This window comes from Legionella shakespearei DSM 23087 (assembly GCF_000373765.1).
Classification (GTDB): domain Bacteria; phylum Pseudomonadota; class Gammaproteobacteria; order Legionellales; family Legionellaceae; genus Legionella; species Legionella shakespearei.
Window position 1 is genome coordinate 178906 of record NZ_KB892381.1, and the last position, 17202, is coordinate 196107.

The window sequence follows — 17202 nt, forward strand, 5'->3', positions numbered from 1 at the left end:
ACAAAAGATCATAATGTTAAGAAAACCGAGCCGCGACCGTAAGGAAGCGGAACAGTTCGCTGCACTCCATTGTTGATTACTCATTAGGTGTACATCCAAAATTTCCGCTCCCTTACGGTCGCGGCTCGGTTTTCTTTAGGTAATGAGAGCATAAGCAAACAGTAGGTGTAGCCTTGATTACGCTATCGCTGATACAGTTTTTATATATTTAAATCAATCGCTTATAATATTAAGCCCCTTCCAAAACACTACAGACTTCCATCCATTCCTCTTCAGCTTTATTCAGAGAAGAGTGAGCGACATCTCTGTCTTGCAACAATTTATCGAGTTTCTTCTTCTGACTACTGTCTTCATAAAGCGTCACATCAGCCAGTTGGTGATCAAGCTTTTGAATTTCTGTCTGATATTGCTCAATAAGTTGCTCCAGTTTCTTCAGACGATTTTGCAGAACCTTTTTTTCTTTATAACCATTTGATGCATTTTGTGGTGTAACAGATTCCTTTACAGCATCTTTAGTTTGTAGCCAGGTATAATAATCGTCTAAATCACCGTTAAATGGCTGCACCTTTTGCTGATAAACCAGATAAAAATCATCCACACTGGTCTTTAACATATGACGATCGTGAGAAATCAGGATCAATGCGCCCTCATAACTCTGCAAGGCCAGCTCAATGGCCGAACGCATGCCAAGATCCAAATGGTTGGTTGGCTCATCCAGTAATAATAAATTGGGTTTCAGCCAGACTAACTTGGCCAATGCCAGACGTGCCTTTTCGCCACCTGAAAAATGATGGATGGCCTGCACTGCCATATCACCAATAAAATTGAAGCCACCGAGAAAATCACGAATAGTTTGTTCACGTGCTTCTGGGGATAGCAGCTGTATGGTTTCTACCGGGCTTAATTTACAATCAAGCTGTTCCAACTGATGCTGAGCATAATAGCCAATCTTTAAATGAGGAGAACGGTGAATCGTCCCGCTCAGCGCAGGTAAAGCACCAGTTAATGTTTTAATCAGTGTCGATTTACCTTCGCCATTAGGGCCAAGCAAAGCTAGTCTGTCTCCAGGATTTAGTGACAGATTAATTTTTTTCAGTGTAGGCTGCTGGTTAGAGTAACCTGCATCCACTAAAGTACACTGGAGCAATGGGTTTCCGGCACGAGGGCAGGGGAAAAAATCAAAAGAAAAGGGAGAATCAGCCTGTGCTGCTGCAATAATTTCCATCTTTTCTATTGCCTTAACTCTGCTCTGTGCCTGCTTTGCTTTGGTTGCTTTGGCTTTAAAACGGTTAACAAAAGCCATCATATGGCTGATTTTTGCCTGTTGCCTTTCATGCATGATTTGTTGTAAAGCCAATTGCTGGGCATGAGTTTTTTCAAAACAACTGTAATCACCACTATATAGAGTAAGAGTTTGTTTTTCTATATGTAAAATATGAGTTACAAACGCATCGAGAAACTCCCGGTCATGCGAAATTAAAATAATAGTGCTGGGGCTTTGTTTTAAAAATCGCTCCAGCCAGAAAATTGCTTCCATATCCAGATGGTTGGTTGGCTCATCCAGTAAAAGTAATTCAGCGGGTTTCATCAGGCAACGAGCCAGGCTCAGGCGCATTCGCCAGCCTCCCGAAAAACTGTTAACAGTGGCTTGCTGTTGATCACCTCTGAAACCTAAACCAGACATAATAGTAGCAGCCTGAGCGGGTTTGCTGTAACCACCAGAGTGGGTAAGTTCTTCGTGACAAGCCAAGACCTCAGCATCATTACCTGTTTGCTCGGCTTTAGCCAAACGCTGCAGTAACTTAATATATTCATCATCGCCGCCAAGCACGAAATCAAGCGCTTTTTCATTACTGTCAGGCAGTTGTTGTGATAAATGGCTGATGTTCAACTGAGGGTTAATTAAATATTCGCCGGTGTCTGCTACTAATTTTCCCAGCAAGAAATCAAACAGCGTGGATTTACCACAGCCATTATGGCCGATAAGGCCTATTTTTTGTTTTTCGTAGAGACTGACACTGGCTTTATCCAATAAAACCTTATTGCCTCGTGATAAACTGACCTGACGCAGGGTAAGCATGTTAAACCATCAACCATCTAAAAAGAAGGACGGGATATTATCATATATTTAGTAATAACTCACCGGATCGTAGCCCGTATTAGGCGCTAGCCGTAATACGGGAATGAGTTCGTTGCCACTTCGATCCCGTATTACGGCTGGCGCCTAATACGGGCTACAAATCCCCATTCAGATGCAATTACTCTAAGATGAAGATTCTGGTTCTATAGATTTCTTTCGTGCCGATTGATATCGAGCCTGCTTTTCAATATCAATATAACGATCCGTGGTGGCGCTGGAACTATGACCCGCATCATCACGCACATGTTCTCTGGGGCGAGTTTTTACATCCTCCGATATTCCAGTATGCCTTAGCCAGTGGACTGTAGCTTCAGAAAGTGTATCAGCTTCTTCCGCCAAGCCTTTGTGACGGAGGCTTTCCCCGGCCAAATCAAAACAGCGCTGAATGATTCTGCGAATCGGGGCGGTATCACTCATTGGACCATTCCCGCGAATTCTGGGAATCAGCGGCGAATTATCAGCAGGGGAGGGAAGGGGAGTAAGTCCCAGGAACAAGCGCCAGCGAGTAAGGCTTTCCAGCATTGCCTCACTCACAGCAACCTGACGCTCTTTATTTCCTTTTCCTACAGTCGTAAACCACCAATGGCCATTACTGTCTTTGGCAAAATCATTCATGCTGGGAATCCAGCGATCGCTGGCCGCGAGTTCTGAAATGCGCAAATACATCCCAAATAAAAGGCTTAACATAAAACGGGTACGCTCATGCATTTCAGGCGAGTCTTCTGCCAGGGTTTCAGACGCCTGCAAAACGGCTTCCCATTGAATCAGGCTCAAGCGGCGGATAGGCGCATTTTGCTGGCGCTTACGGATAAATTTACTTTTTTGCCGGATAAGCGCTACCGGATTTGAAACCAGATATTCCTCAGCAATCAGAAAATTAAACAAAGTACTTAAAATTGCAAATATTTCCTGAGTAGCCCCTTGAGACAGACTGAATTGATCGATATTGGCAGTCTGGCCATTCTTGACCGCAGATTTGCTGATGGTCACAACAAAAGGACGCCATTCTTCATTAGGGATACGCTTTCCTTCCTTTTCAATAAATCGGGGAACTTTTTTCAGGCTAATCCAGGATTTTGGGGGATTTTGACAAAAATGAATGTACTGTTCGATATCATCACGCTTTAATTCATCGATGGTACTGTCTTTAATCAACCAGGCCCATTGCAGCAAACGTTCCGCTTCCCTTCTGTAACTGTTAAACGTTCCCTGACTGCCTGTGTAACTTTTCAGAAAACTGAGTGTATAGCTGAAATCATGATAAAAGCGTGGATCAGGCAGTACCACATGCACATGATTTTTATGAAGGTGAGTCAGATTGTCAAATAATGGAAGTAATGCGTATTTCATATTTTTATCATGGATGAGATGAACACTGATTGTAGCTATGTTAGCTGAAAACGCTAGATTAAAACAATAATGAATATATTTCTAATATACTTCCCGATTTGCATTATACTTTTAAGGAGACCATTAAAACATAAGAGAAATTTATCATGACTAATGTCTTTAAATTTGATTTTTATCACAGGTTTAAGCAATTAGTTTTAATTTCATTGGTTTTACTGATGAGTCAGGATTGCTTTGCTGGAATGATGAATACCGGCGATGGAATTGGCGTAGTTGCTGCTCATGTCACCGACTCCTTTACTTCTCTGACGAAATTGATTACTGCCGGATCTTATTTGGCAGGACTGGCATTTTCTATCGGGGCAATTATGAAATTCAAGCAACATAAAGATAACCCGACACAAATTCCTATTGGCACTCCAATAGCTTTGGTTTTCATCGCAGCAGCGTTATTGTTTCTCCCTTCCATCTTAGGTGTTACAGGATCTACGATGTTTGGCAGTGGTGGTGAAAAGACAGCGGGACCTACAGGAACTATTTTTACGTCCGGATCGTAAGCCTGATTATTTAGAAATGTTTTCTATGCGTTCAATTAGTTTAACATTTGATTTTCTATGAAAAATGAATAGAAAATTATTGATTCAGGATATTGACCTGCGTGATATCAGCTAGTATTATGTGCGCTCTGTCCTTGGACGGGTAACGGGGTGTAGCGCAGTCTGGTAGCGCGCCTGCTTTGGGAGCAGGATGTCGGGGGTTCGAATCCCTCCTCCCCGACCAAATTTGCGCCCGTAGCTCATCTGGATAGAGCATCGGCCTTCTAAGCCGAGGGTAACAGGTTCGAATCCTGTCGGGCGTGCCAGCCGTCAAGTTTTACACAAAGCTGGAAATATTATGGTGAGCGTAGCTCAGTTGGTAGAGCCCCGGGTTGTGATCCCGGTTGTCGTGGGTTCGAGTCCCATCGTTCACCCCATTTGTAAATAATTTAATGTCTTACGCTAAAGATTAAGTCCAAGTCTTTACAATATTAAATTACTGATTGATAATCCAACCTGATTGCGAAAGTGGCGGAATTGGTAGACGCACTGGATTTAGGTTCCAGCGGGGTGACCCGTGAGAGTTCGAGTCTCTCCTTTCGCACCATTTCATGAAAATATCCAAGAGGTGAATTAATGCAAGTTTCTGTTGAGACCCTAAATGGTTTGGAACGTAAGGTAACAGTTTCTGTACCTACAGAGAAAGTTGAGGAAGAAGTGAGCTTGCGTCTCAAGAATCTTGCTCGCAAGGTTAAAGTTGACGGTTTCCGTCCCGGTAAAGTTCCCATGCATGTAGTCAAAAGTCGTTATTCTGATAGCGTACGTGAAGAAGTTGCCAGAGAAATGGTTCAATCGACTTTATTCGAAGCACTGCAAACCAACCAGTTAGTACCTGCAGGATACCCCTACGTAGAACCTGAGCAAGTTGAGCCAGGTAAAGATTTCAGATATACCGCAACCTTTGAAGTAATGCCCGTATTTGAAGTGGCTGAACTAAACCAGGCTGCTGTTGAATTAACACGTTCCGAAGTGACTGACAAAGACGTCAGTGACATGATGGAAAAATTACGTGAGCAAAACAAAGAATGGCATGAAGCAAATCACGCAGTTAAAAAAGGCGATAAAGTTGTAATTGATTTTGAAGGCTTTTTAGGTGACGAACCTTTTGCGGGTGGAAAAGCTGAAGGCCATGAACTGGTTATAGGTTCTGGCTCCATGATTCCTGGCTTTGAAGACGGAATTATTGGCGGAAAAATAGATAAGCCTTTTGATATTAAAGTAAAATTCCCTGCTGATTATGGCCATAAAGATTTGGCTGATAAGGAAGCAACTTTTAAAATCACTGTTCATAAAGTGTTTACCGGCAAATTGCCTGAACTTGATGAAGCTTTTGCAGAAAAGTTCAATATCAAAAAAGACGGTATCGAAGGTCTGAAAAAGGACATTAAAGACAACATGGTTCGTGAATTGGAGCGACGTGTTGGCATGATGAACAGAGAGAAACTGTTTGACAAATTAATGGAAGCTAACAAAATTGATTTACCAGTAGCGTTGATTGATAAGGAAATCGAACATTTGAAACATGATATGTATCATCGCCTGTTTGGTCATGAGCATAAAGAAAACGAGCAAATCCCTGATTTCCCAAGGGAACTGTTTGAAGAACAGGCCAAGCGTCGTGTACATCTTGGTTTACTCTTTGCCGAATATGTTAAAAAGCATGAAATAGTTGCTGACAAGGATAAAGTTAATGCTATGATTGATAAGTTCGCCAGTGCTTACGAAAGTCCTGATGAGCTTCGTGCATGGTATCAGTCCAGCAAAGAGCACATGGCTGAAATAGAAGCAATAGTAATGGAAGAAATGGTTGCTGATAAAATAGCAGCAGATGCGAAAATCAAACACAAAAATATGGATTATGATTCAGTAATGAATCCTAAGAAAGGCACTGAGAACAAAGGAGAGTAAGTATGTCGGGCTATTCAGATAACATAATACGCAGTGCTAGTGGTTTAGTTCCTATGGTTATTGAGCAAACTTCCCGCGGGGAGCGCTCGTATGATATTTACTCAAGATTACTGAAAGAACGCATTATCTTTCTTTTGGGTGAAGTTGAAGACCATATGGCTAATTTAGTGGTTGCCCAATTGTTGTTTCTTGAGTCCGAAAATCCTGAGAAAGATATATCCATATATATCAACTCACCTGGAGGCGTAGTAACTGCGGGTCTTGCAATTTATGACACGATGCAGTTTATTAAGCCTGATGTCAGCACCCTATGTATAGGACAGGCAGCCAGTGCGGCTGCTCTCTTGCTTTGCGCTGGAGCTGAGGGCAAACGATTCTGCCTTCCTAATTCTCGAGTGATGATCCATCAACCTCTGGGTGGTTACAGAGGCCAGGCTACAGATATTGAAATCCATGCCCGTGAAACTTTGGCTGTGAGAGAGCGCCTGAACAGTATTATGGCAAAACACACCAAAAAAACGCCTGATCAAATTATGCGTGATACGGAGCGGGATAATTTCATGAGTGCATCGCAGGCAGCTGACTACGGGCTGATTGATAAAGTACTCTATGATAGAGAATTGATAATCAGTGCAACTGAGTAATAAAATTAAGTAACACTTTTTTGCCCGTATGTTTTCATTCTTTGAGCCAAACGGGCAAATTAAATTGGCGTATCTTTTTCTGATTGACTAAAATTTTACATGTATATTACTTATTAGTTAGGAGCTGTTCCTATTTCGATTAGCTTGAGCTGGAAAGCCCTGATAGCAGAAAATCAACAGATCCTGGTAATAGCTGTAAGAAGGGGTTTTTTATGAGTAAATCCGGTAGCGGAAGTGGAGACAAAGTTCTGTATTGCTCTTTTTGTGGCAAGAGTCAACATGAAGTAAAAAAACTGATTGCAGGCCCATCAGTATTTGTATGCGATGAATGTGTTGAACTATGTAATGACATCATTCGCGAAGAAACACACGAGGTTCAGGAAGAGTCAGAAGCTCGTCTACCCCCTCCTAAAGAAATTTCCAGCTTTCTCGATGAATATGTCATTGGACAGCCTCATGCCAAGAAAGTTCTGTCTGTTGCGGTATATAACCATTACAAACGTCTGCAACACAAAAGCGAAGACGGCGTTGAACTGGGTAAAAGTAATATTTTGCTTATTGGCCCGACAGGTAGTGGTAAAACCCTGTTAGCTCAGACCTTGGCACGAATTCTTAATGTACCTTTTGCTATGGCTGATGCAACAACACTTACTGAAGCAGGTTATGTTGGTGAGGATGTAGAAAACATTATCCAGAAGCTGCTGCAAAAATGCGATTATGATGTCGATAAAGCGCAGCACGGAATTGTATACATCGATGAAATCGATAAAATTTCGCGAAAATCTGATAATCCTTCTATTACTCGTGATGTCTCTGGCGAAGGGGTTCAACAGGCATTACTCAAGTTAATAGAAGGTACTATCGCCTCAGTTCCTCCTCAAGGAGGACGAAAGCATCCGCAACAGGAATTTTTGCAGGTTGATACATCCAATATTCTGTTTATTTGCGGTGGTGCTTTTGCAGGTCTGGAAAAAGTCATTAGAGACAGGAGCGATAAATCCGGTATTGGTTTTTCGGCTCAATTGAAAAACAAGAAAGACAGTAGTGAGCAAGTATCCAAAATACTTAGTCAGCTTGAATCCGATGATTTGGTCAAATACGGCTTAATCCCCGAGTTTGTTGGGCGTCTGCCTGTAGTTGCTACTCTGCATGAATTGGATGAGGCTGCATTGATTGATATTCTGTCTAATCCTAAAAATGCGTTGACCAAACAGTTCCAGGCTCTTTTCAAGATGGAAGATGTAGAACTGGAGTTTCGTGATGAAGCCCTTGTCGCTATCGCTAAAAAAGCTCTTGAAAGAAAAATGGGTGCTCGCGGTTTGAGATCTATACTTGAAAATATTCTTTTAGACACCATGTATGAATTACCTTCCCTGGAAGGTGTGAATAAGGTGGTAATCGATGAGAGTGTAGTAAATAATTCATCCAAGCCTATTCTCATATACGAACACGATGAGATGAAGAGTGCTGTTGGCGGTAAAGAATAAGTTGTTGTAACCCTTCGTATCTCAAGAGTTCCACAGTATTGTTTCGTTGCTGTGGGATTCTTGTCTTCATCTCTTATATTAGGGTCTGTTGGCCGGCTATGTAGTTATGGCATTTGATTTTCTTGTATTATTTACTGTCAGAAAGCTGCTTGTAATATTCGAAAACCAATAACTCGAGTCTTATTTAACCTGAGTTTCGGATAAGAAGCTTTTTTTATCCAGTCGTTACTTCGATGCCGTTCGGGCTGAGGAGAGGCGGTAGCCTCGTCTCGAAGCCTTAGCACCATGCCAAGGCTTCGAGACAGCGCTATCGCGCTTCCTCAGCCCGAACGGCATCGAAGTAACGAAGAGATAAAACAAGCTTCTTATCCGAAACTGACGTTATTTATCGAATTGTCCACTTACACTAATGTATGTATACTCGTATGAAACGTAGCAAAAAAGTAGTGATTTGTTTAACACTGTAATGTTTACTATTTTGTGAAGTATTACCGTTTTAAGCGAGTTATTATACAAAATTATAATTAAGGCTTTTCGTTTGAATAAGGGTTCATTATGTCTACTGAAAATGAAATGATATCGGATGAGAGTGTAAAACTGTCTAACGTCCCTGTACTGCCATTAAGGGATGTTGTGGTTTACCCTCATATGGTAATTCCGCTCTTTGTTGGCAGAGGAAAATCAATTAAAGCGCTGGAAGCGGCAATGGTTGATAGCAAGCAAATTTTTCTGGTTGCCCAACGCAAATCTGCTAATGATGATCCCTCTGCTGAGGATATTTATCAGGTAGGAACCCTGTCCAGTGTATTGCAGCTATTAAAACTTCCTGATGGTACTGTAAAAGTATTGGTAGAAGGAGAGCAAAGAGCTCGCGCTAAACAATACAATCAGGAAAAAGGGTATCTGGAAGCATCATTGGAACCTGTTGAAGAGGTGAGTTCTGCATTACAGGAGCCGGAAGTTGGTATTTTAATGCGTTCTCTGATGTCGCAATTTGAGCAGTACATTAAATTAAATAAAAAAATTCCCCCGGAAGTTTTGTCTCCATTAGCCAGTATAGAGGAGCCAGGGCGTTTGGCAGATACTATTTCCGCGCATTTAACCCTTAAAGTAGATGACAAACAGGAATTACTTGAAACTGTAGATGTAGGAACACGTCTTGAGCGCTTAATGGCTGCTATTGAAAACGAAATTGATTTACTCCATGTTGAAAAGCGCGTCAGAGGACGGGTAAAGCGACAAATGGAGAAAAGTCAGCGCGAATATTATCTTAATGAACAAATTAAAGCTATTCAAAAAGAATTGGGCGAAATGGGTGAAGAAGGCAACGAAATTGAACAATTGGAAAATTCAATTAATAAAGCCGGAATGCCCAAAGAAGCCAAAGAAAAATCTTTAGCTGAACTGCATAAATTAAAAATGATGTCTCCCATGTCTGCTGAGGCCACAGTTATTCGTAACTACCTCGACTGGATGTTAATGGTTCCCTGGAAAAAGAGAAATAAAATCCAGTTTGATTTACTTAAAGCAGAAAAGCTTTTAGATAAAGAACATCATGGTCTGGAGCAGGTGAAAGAGCGTATTATTGAATATCTGGCAGTGCAACAACGAGTAAAACGTCTGAAAGGCCCTATTTTATGTCTGGTAGGACCACCGGGAGTTGGTAAAACTTCTTTAGGTCAATCAATAGCAAATGCTACCGGAAGAACTTTTATTCGAATCGCCTTAGGCGGTGTGAGGGATGAAGCTGAAATCCGCGGCCATAGAAGAACCTACATAGGATCCATGCCAGGAAAAATTATTCAGAAATTGAGTAAGGCCGGGGTTAAAAATCCTCTGATCATGCTTGATGAAGTGGATAAAATGGCTATGGATTTCCGTGGTGATCCCGCATCAGCACTTTTGGAAGTATTAGATCCGGAGCAAAACCATACCTTTAGTGACCATTATCTCGAAGTGGATTACGATTTGAGTGACGTAATGTTTATTGCAACGGCCAACTCCCTGGAAATTCCCGCTCCATTATTAGACAGGATGGAAGTCATTCGTCTGGCAGGATATACCGAAGATGAGAAGGTAAGTATTGCGGAGCAATATTTAGTACCCAAACAAATTGTATTGAATGGATTAAATAATGATGAAATCCATATCAGTGAGGGGGCAATCAGAGAAATCATTCGCCATTACACCCGGGAAGCAGGAGTTCGTAATCTTGAAAGAGATATTGCCAATGTCTGCAGAAAGGTGGTGAAAGAAATTCTTTCCAATAAAAAAGTCAAAAAACTCACTGTCACCGTATCAAATATTGAAAAATATCTTGGTGTGAAAAAGTACCGCTATGGTTTGGCAGAGGAATTTGATCAGGTAGGACAAGTCACTGGATTGGCCTGGACAAGTGTAGGCGGCGAGTTACTTACCCTCGAAGCATCAATGATGCCAGGAAAAGGTAAGGTAACCCATACCGGACAATTAGGTGAGGTCATGCAGGAATCTATTCATGCAGCAATGACTGTTGTACGCAGTCGTGCAAAGAAATTTGGCCTTACTGACGATTTTTATGAAAAGAATGATTTCCATGTGCACGTTCCTGAAGGGGCTACACCTAAGGATGGACCTAGTGCCGGTATTGGTATGTGTACCGTATTAGTGTCTGTTGTAACGCAAATACCGGTTAAGGCTGATGTGGCAATGACAGGTGAAATTACCTTGCGTGGACAAGTTTTACCCATAGGCGGCTTAAAAGAAAAATTATTAGCGGCTCATCGTGGTGGAATTAAGCATGTTCTTATCCCTGAAGACAACGTAAAAGACCTGGAAGAGATCCCGGATAATGTTTTACGGAAGCTCACAATTCATCCGGTTAAGACCATAGAACAGGTCTTGGATCTGGCTTTACAACGCAGTCCTTGGGTAGATAATACAACAAATGTACAATCTGAAGTGTTAGTGAGTAAGAGATCAAAAAAAATTAAAAATAATGATTTACATGCACATTAATACCGGGTATATTTCTCTTCGTAGCCCGCCACTGGCGGGCACTGCAAGGATGTATGAACTTGACTGGAGTCGTTAAATCTGTTTAAATCAGCTCCGGAATATGGATGATTAACTGTAAAGGGGAAACGATGAATAAGAGTGAATTAGTTGATGCGATTGCAAGTGGTGCAGGGTTAACAAAAGCTGTTGCTAGCACTGTTCTTGAAGCATTTACGTCTACTGTTACTGACGCCTTGAAAAGTGGCGATCAAGTTGTAATACCTGGATTTGGTTCTTTTTCAACAGGTAATCGTTCTGCAAGAACTGGTAGAAACCCACAAACTGGAAAAACTATTCAGATCAAAGCATCACGAGTAGCCAAGTTCAAAGCGGGTAAAAACCTGAAAGAAGCTGTACAAGAAGCTTAAGTTTTCAGGGTGCTTAGCTCAGCTGGGAGAGCATCGCCCTTACAAGGCGAGGGTCGTAGGTTCGATCCCTACAGCACCCACCATGAATTGGAGTGGTAGTTCAGTTGGTTAGAATACCGGCCTGTCACGCCGGGGGTCGCGGGTTCGAGCCCCGTCCACTCCGCCAAAATTAGCGCGCCGAAAGGCGCGTTTTTTTTATCAGCTTATGTTACAATTTCGCTTCATCAAACTTTATTTATAAAAATGGATCTCGGGACATGCTGCAGAAGTTAAATGAACGCATACAAGGTGTTGTAGCCTGGTTAGTCATAATATTAATCGCTATTACATTCACTCTTTTTGGTGTTGATTATTATATGCAATCACATCAGACCTCTAACGCAAGGGCAATGGTTAATGATCAGCCTATAACCGACCAGGCTTTTGAAATAAATTACAGACGCGCCCGAGCGCAGCAGGATTTAGCGCAAATGACTGCTGCAGATGAAAAAAATCTGCAAGCCCAAGTGTTAAATCAAATGATTACTAATGAAGTCAGTATGCAATCTGCACGAAAATACGGATTCGAAGTAAGTCCGAATCAAGCAAATGCAGCCATAGTGAGTATTCCCCAGTTTCAGGAAGACGGTCATTTTTCCAGTGAAAAATACCAACAGGCGTTAAATGGCGCCATGTTTACTCCGGAAACATTCCAAAAAGAAGTAAGGCAGGGCATGTTGCTTAACCAGCAACGCTTTGCGTTTATGGGCAGCTCTTTTGCATTGCCTGATGAAATCAGGCGTTTCGTCAGACTGTACATGCAATCACGCGATTATGATTATATAACAGTATCCTCTGCACCTTTCCTGAGTAAGGTAAACGTATCAGAAGAAGATATTAATACTTATTATAAGGCACATAAAAAAGAATTCATGTCTCCAGAAAAGGTTTCTCTGGATTATGTTGTTCTTTCTACAAATGAAATTAAATCAAAAATAAAAATCTCTGAACAAGACATCCAACGTTATTATGAAGAGAATAAAAGTAATTATTTAACTCCTGCGCAATGGCAAGTGGCACACATACTTTTTGCCGTTCCAGAAGGTGCAACTCATGATGAAATGCAAGAAGTTCAAAAGAAGGCGGACGATGCTTACAGTCAACTGCAAAAAGCTCCAGAAGATTTTACCAAACTGGTTTCTTCGCATTCCGATGATAAATTATCTGTAGCGGATAAAGGCGTTCTGCCTTGGATTACTGCAGGCCAAAATGGTTATGATAAATATCTGTCTGACCTCACTGAACCCGGTCAGATTTCTGAACCAGTCCGTACAAAGCATGGTTTTGAGATCTTCAAATTAGTTGCGTACAAACCAGTGACCACCAAATCATTAAGCGAAGTTCAGGCGACTATTAAAGAGCAGCTTTTATCTGATATGGTGCAAAATCAATACGCTCATGCATTAGAGCAATTATCTGATTTAAGCTATCAAACTCCAGATTCATTAAGCCCTGTGGCTGACGCGCTTAAATTAAAAGTACAGCAGTCTGAACCTTTTTCACGTGCAGGCGGAACTACGGAGCTTACAAAAAACAAGCAAATCATCAATGCAGCCTTTAGTCATGATGTTCTTGCCTTGAGTAATAATAGTGAGCCCGTGCAACTGGATAATGATGCTGTTGTTGTATTGCGTGTAAATCAGCATATTCCCTCCAAACAGCAGAGTCTTGCTGAAGTTCAACAGCAAATTAAATCTACTTTGGCCAAACAGCTTGCTGATGCCAAAGCCAAAGAGATAGGTACTGGTTTATTAAATCCTGTTGAAGACAAACAGCAACAAGAGCTCATTGCAGCGCATAAACTGATTTGGCAATCGGTAACTCAAGCATCAAGGGACAACGATAAATCGGGTGCTTTGATTAATGACTTGGCTTTTAACCTGTTACGCCCTGAAAGCCGTGATGGTGTTGTTCTGGAAAATGGTGACTTTGTTGTTGTCAGACTCAAGCATATCAATGATGGCAAGTTAAGTTCTCTCGATAAAGAGCAAAGAGACAGCCTGATTCAACAAATAGAAGCCAGCTATGGTATGATGGACTATGACCTGTATGTCAATAGTTTAGTAAACCACGCACAAATAGTACGCCATTAAATTTCAATATAAGCCACTCTCCCATAAATGGGAGAGTACTAGTCCCCATTCAAATTAATGTAGCCTTGATGCAGCGACAGCGTAATCAAGGTTTTCATATTCAAAGAACCAAAAAGAAAAACCTTGATTACGCTGCATCAAGGCTACACTAACTTGCTGGGTTGTAGCCCGGTCTGCTTGCAGCTGGGATCGAAGTGGTAACGAATTCAATAAGTTTCAGAGTAAAAGTTCGGAGCAAAAGAAACCCATTGATCTGCGAATGAATAAGAGGTTTAAGGTGAATAATCAACACTGGAGTACATCGAACTGTTCCGCTCCCTCACGGTCGCGGCTCGGTTTTCGTGCATTCGTAGTTCATCGAGCACCGGAAACCGAGCCGCGACCGTGAGGGAGCGGAACAGTTATACTGGCAGGGTCAGCGTTTCTGCCCTGAATCCCTGGAGCTCTCGGAACAAGCCGAGGGATGTCGGAATCAATCCCGGATTGTGTTCTCAGAGAGGTGTAGAAGAGACAGCTGCTTGCGACCGGGAGGTGTGGTCAAATTTATTAGACCACCTCAAGGCTACATTTTACAACTGGCTTCCGAAGCTTGCTATATATGTTCCTAATCCTTTTAAGCTTTCTCCTGCTCCCTCTATAAAGCCTCCAAAGAAAGTGAACGCATTTACCTGACTTGCTTCATACTTCTCGATACTTTGATAGATTATTTCTTTAAGAGCTTCTGGTGGAGCTTCTTGCTTTGCGAAAGGAGCTCTATTGTAAGGATTCCAGAATGTGCGTTCCTGATAATTAAAGCGACCAAATTCTTTCTTTGCGAAAACGGTGTTTTGTATTGCTTGTATGCTTAATACGTTCACCAAATCTTCTTTTGTTGTCGAATTATGAAAGAGGAATGATTCAAAAAATCGGATGCAATTATCTTTGCTGCCATACTCATAGTCACCTTTATCTCCACCTGTAGCTAATTTTGGATAAGAACTGTAGAGCAGAATCATCAAATTGAAGTAAGTTTTATACCAGGGAGAGTCGGGGCCTTTGGTAGATGCATCCTCCCCATGCAGGTATCCATAAAATGCTTCATGGCTTGTAACTGATTCAATTATATTTTTATCTACTAAATACAAGAGTAACTCTTGATTCTCAGCATTTAATGTTCTGAATGTAGCATTTAGTTCTTCAATGATTTTCTCTACACTATCGTTTCTCATCGCTTCAAAGCTTAGAGCGAGCTCAGGACAAAGCTTATTAGCAACTTTATTTTTATATTCAGGATTTAACAGATTAGCCAATCTGTCTTGAAAATGTCTCACTAATTTAACTAACCGTATATGTTCTTCCATTTTATTCCTCAGGATTAATTATATTGAAATTTGAGTTCAAAATTATACCATGATGTTAAAAATTGATCAATTTGAGTCGATAAAATAGATTTTCTCAACATGCCCAAATGAATTGTAAAAACCTTGATTAATCTATCGCTACATCAAGGCTACAAACAGTAAGAAGTGAGGTGGGAATCGAAAGCAATAAATCCTTGCTGGGTTGTAGCCCGGTCTGCTTGCAGCCGGGATCGAAGTGGTAACGAATTCAATAAGTTTCAGAACAAAAGAACCCCATTGATCTGCGAATGAATAAGAGGTTTAAGGTGAATAATCAACACTGGAGTACATCGAACTGTTCCGCTCCCTCACGGTCGCGGCTCGGTTTTCGTGCATTCGTAGATACTTCATCGTGCACCGGAAACCGAGCCGCGACCGTGAGGGAGCGGAACAGTTATACTGGCAAAAGGACAGTGTTTCTGCCCTGACCACCTGGTTCCCTCGGACAAGCCGAGGGAGGTCGGAATCAATCCCGGATTGTGTTCTCAGAGATGTGTTGCAGCCGGGATCAAACAAGCACTATTTCAGCGGGTACTGCTTATAAAGTTCGTTGCCACTTCGATCCCGGCTGCAAGCAGACCGGGCTACAGCAGACCGGGCCACACAGCAAAACTTAACCTAAATCACTCATAGTAGACACAGCATGATAACCAGCATCTACATGAACCACTTCACCAGTGATACCAGAGGCTAAATCTGAGCATAGGAACGCAGCAGCATTACCTACTTCATCCGCCGTCACGTTTCTTTGCATCGGTGTGATGTTGGCGTATGCAGCCTGAATTTTACGAAAATCTTTGATGCCAGCGGCGGCAAGAGTTTTAATTGGGCCTGCTGATATGGCATTGACTCTCAAACCTCTTGGGCCTAAGCTCGCTGCCAAATAGCGTACAGACGCTTCCAGACTCGCTTTTGCTATTCCCATCACATTATAGTTAGGTACCGCTTTTTCGGCGCCATAGTAGCTTAAAGTAAGGATGGAGCCCTGTGTCTCTTCCATCATCGGTAAAGCAGCCTGTGCCAAGCCGACCAGACTGTAAGCACTGATATCATGAGCAATTCTGAAGCCTTCTCTATTAGAGCATTCAATAAAATCACCACTGATTTGATCCGCTGGTGCAAAGGCTACAGAATGAATGAGTACATCCAGTTTATCCCAATGCTTGCCCAGATCTTGAAAAAGGTTATTAATGTCTTCATCACGTGCTACATCACAGGGAAAGGTGAGGGTTGAATTAAATTCAGCCGCCATGGTTTCTACACGAGATTGTAATTTTTCATTTTGATAGGTAAAAGCCAGTTCAGCTCCTTGAGCATGGAATGCCTTTGCAATACCGTATGCTATGGAACGATTACTTGCCAATCCAATAATTAATGCCTTTTTTCCTGTTAAAAAACCCACAGTGTTCTCCTTGCTGTTATTCTTTGGTGTGTGTTGCTAATAATTCACGCATTTTTGCCTGGATCATTTCAATAGCAATCCTGTTTTCACCACCGCGTGGAACGATTATATCTGCATAACGGCTTGAGGGCTCAATAAATTGCAAATACATAGGCCTGACCGTAGTTTCATATTGGTGCACTACAGATTCGAAAGTCCTGTGACGCTCCACAACGTCTCGCTTCAAGCGGCGAGTCAGACAAATATCAAGTGGGGTAGACATGAAAATACGAATGTCCATCACCTCTCTTAATGCTTTATCTGTAAAAAGCAGAATTCCTTCCAGAACAATAATGGCATGTTGTCCAACCGTTCTGGTTTCAGACATGCGTTGATGCTTTGAATGTGAGTAAACAGGAATTTCAACAGATTTTCCCTGCCGCAGTTGGCGTAGATGATCGCAGAGCAGGGCATGGTCGAATGATTCTGGATGATCGTAGTTAATTTTTTCCCGTTCAGCAAAAGGTAAATGCCCATTGTCTTTATAGTAGGCATCCTCTGATATAACAACAACCTGATCAGATCCCAGTTCGCTTACTATGGTATTTGCCAAGAGACTTTTGCCTGACGCAGATGGGCCAGAAATTCCAATTATTATCGCTTGTTTAGTCATAATGATATCGTTAAAAAATTTGTGCAAATGGTAAAGCTATTCTGCGTTAAATTCAATCTTATAAGTTAAGTTAATGCGAGATTGGGAGTAAGTCAGTTTAGTCGGTAT

General features: G+C 41.8%; 12 protein-coding genes and 6 tRNA genes. 13 read left to right on the forward strand and 5 right to left on the reverse strand.

All coding sequences use genetic code 11. The features are described from left to right. Positions 1 to 229: 229 nt before the first annotated feature. Positions 230 to 2080 (reverse strand): ABC-F family ATP-binding cassette domain-containing protein, encoded by a 1851-nt coding sequence (locus tag B094_RS0100735; RefSeq protein ID WP_018575875.1) that lies wholly within the window; start codon positions 2078 to 2080, stop codon positions 230 to 232. Positions 2081 to 2263: 183 nt separating this feature from the next. Continuing rightward, on the reverse strand, positions 2264 to 3490 hold the full coding sequence (locus tag B094_RS0100740; protein WP_018575876.1) for a tyrosine-type recombinase/integrase: 1227 nt from the start codon (positions 3488 to 3490) through the stop codon (positions 2264 to 2266). Between the two features lie 146 nt (positions 3491 to 3636). Between B094_RS0100740 and B094_RS0100745 the strand changes: the two genes are divergently transcribed. From B094_RS0100745 to B094_RS0100805, 13 genes are all read left to right on the forward strand, one after another. After that, on the forward strand, positions 3637 to 4047 hold the full coding sequence (locus B094_RS0100745; RefSeq protein ID WP_018575877.1) for a hypothetical protein: 411 nt from the start codon (positions 3637 to 3639) through the stop codon (positions 4045 to 4047). A 146-nt stretch (positions 4048 to 4193) separates the two neighbouring features. Continuing rightward, positions 4194 to 4270 (forward strand) — tRNA-Pro (locus B094_RS0100750). Positions 4271 to 4275: 5 nt separating this feature from the next. Further along, positions 4276 to 4352, forward strand: a tRNA-Arg gene (locus B094_RS0100755). A gap of 35 nt (positions 4353 to 4387) precedes the next feature. Beyond that, positions 4388 to 4463: transfer RNA gene (locus B094_RS0100760), tRNA-His, on the forward strand. An 85-nt stretch (positions 4464 to 4548) separates the two neighbouring features. Beyond that, positions 4549 to 4633, forward strand: a tRNA-Leu gene (locus B094_RS0100765). A gap of 29 nt (positions 4634 to 4662) precedes the next feature. After that, positions 4663 to 5994, forward strand: a complete 1332-nt coding sequence (gene tig, locus B094_RS0100770; RefSeq protein WP_018575878.1) for a trigger factor — start codon at positions 4663 to 4665, stop codon at positions 5992 to 5994. A 2-nt stretch (positions 5995 to 5996) separates the two neighbouring features. After that, positions 5997 to 6638: an ATP-dependent Clp endopeptidase proteolytic subunit ClpP gene (gene clpP / locus B094_RS0100775; protein ID WP_018575879.1), complete on the forward strand. Its 642-nt coding sequence runs from the start codon at positions 5997 to 5999 to the stop codon at positions 6636 to 6638. A 212-nt stretch (positions 6639 to 6850) separates the two neighbouring features. Continuing rightward, positions 6851 to 8125, forward strand: a complete 1275-nt coding sequence (gene clpX, locus B094_RS0100780; RefSeq protein ID WP_018575880.1) for an ATP-dependent Clp protease ATP-binding subunit ClpX — start codon at positions 6851 to 6853, stop codon at positions 8123 to 8125. A 555-nt stretch (positions 8126 to 8680) separates the two neighbouring features. Next, complete coding sequence (lon, locus tag B094_RS0100785) at positions 8681 to 11122, forward strand: endopeptidase La (protein WP_018575881.1); 2442 nt, start codon at positions 8681 to 8683, stop codon at positions 11120 to 11122. Positions 11123 to 11250: 128 nt separating this feature from the next. Next, entirely contained in the window at positions 11251 to 11529 is a 279-nt protein-coding gene (locus tag B094_RS0100790; protein ID WP_018575882.1) for an HU family DNA-binding protein, read from the forward strand. 7 nt (positions 11530 to 11536) lie between these two features. Then, positions 11537 to 11612: transfer RNA gene (locus tag B094_RS0100795), tRNA-Val, on the forward strand. Positions 11613 to 11618: 6 nt separating this feature from the next. Next, positions 11619 to 11695: transfer RNA gene (locus B094_RS0100800), tRNA-Asp, on the forward strand. Positions 11696 to 11786: 91 nt separating this feature from the next. Then, positions 11787 to 13661: a SurA N-terminal domain-containing protein gene (locus B094_RS0100805; protein WP_018575883.1), complete on the forward strand. Its 1875-nt coding sequence runs from the start codon at positions 11787 to 11789 to the stop codon at positions 13659 to 13661. A gap of 569 nt (positions 13662 to 14230) precedes the next feature. On the opposite strand, the gene B094_RS0100810 is transcribed toward B094_RS0100805, so the two are convergent. The 3 genes from B094_RS0100810 to udk all read right to left on the reverse strand — a co-directional run bounded on the left by B094_RS0100810 (position 14231) and on the right by udk (position 17094). Next, positions 14231 to 15001, reverse strand: a complete 771-nt coding sequence (locus B094_RS0100810; RefSeq protein ID WP_018575884.1) for a hypothetical protein — start codon at positions 14999 to 15001, stop codon at positions 14231 to 14233. Positions 15002 to 15653: 652 nt separating this feature from the next. Further along, positions 15654 to 16442 (reverse strand): enoyl-ACP reductase FabI, encoded by a 789-nt coding sequence (locus tag B094_RS0100815; RefSeq protein ID WP_018575885.1) that lies wholly within the window; start codon positions 16440 to 16442, stop codon positions 15654 to 15656. 16 nt (positions 16443 to 16458) lie between these two features. After that, complete coding sequence (gene udk / locus B094_RS0100820; RefSeq protein WP_018575886.1) at positions 16459 to 17094, reverse strand: uridine kinase; 636 nt, start codon at positions 17092 to 17094, stop codon at positions 16459 to 16461. Between the last annotated feature and the right edge of the window lie 108 nt (positions 17095 to 17202).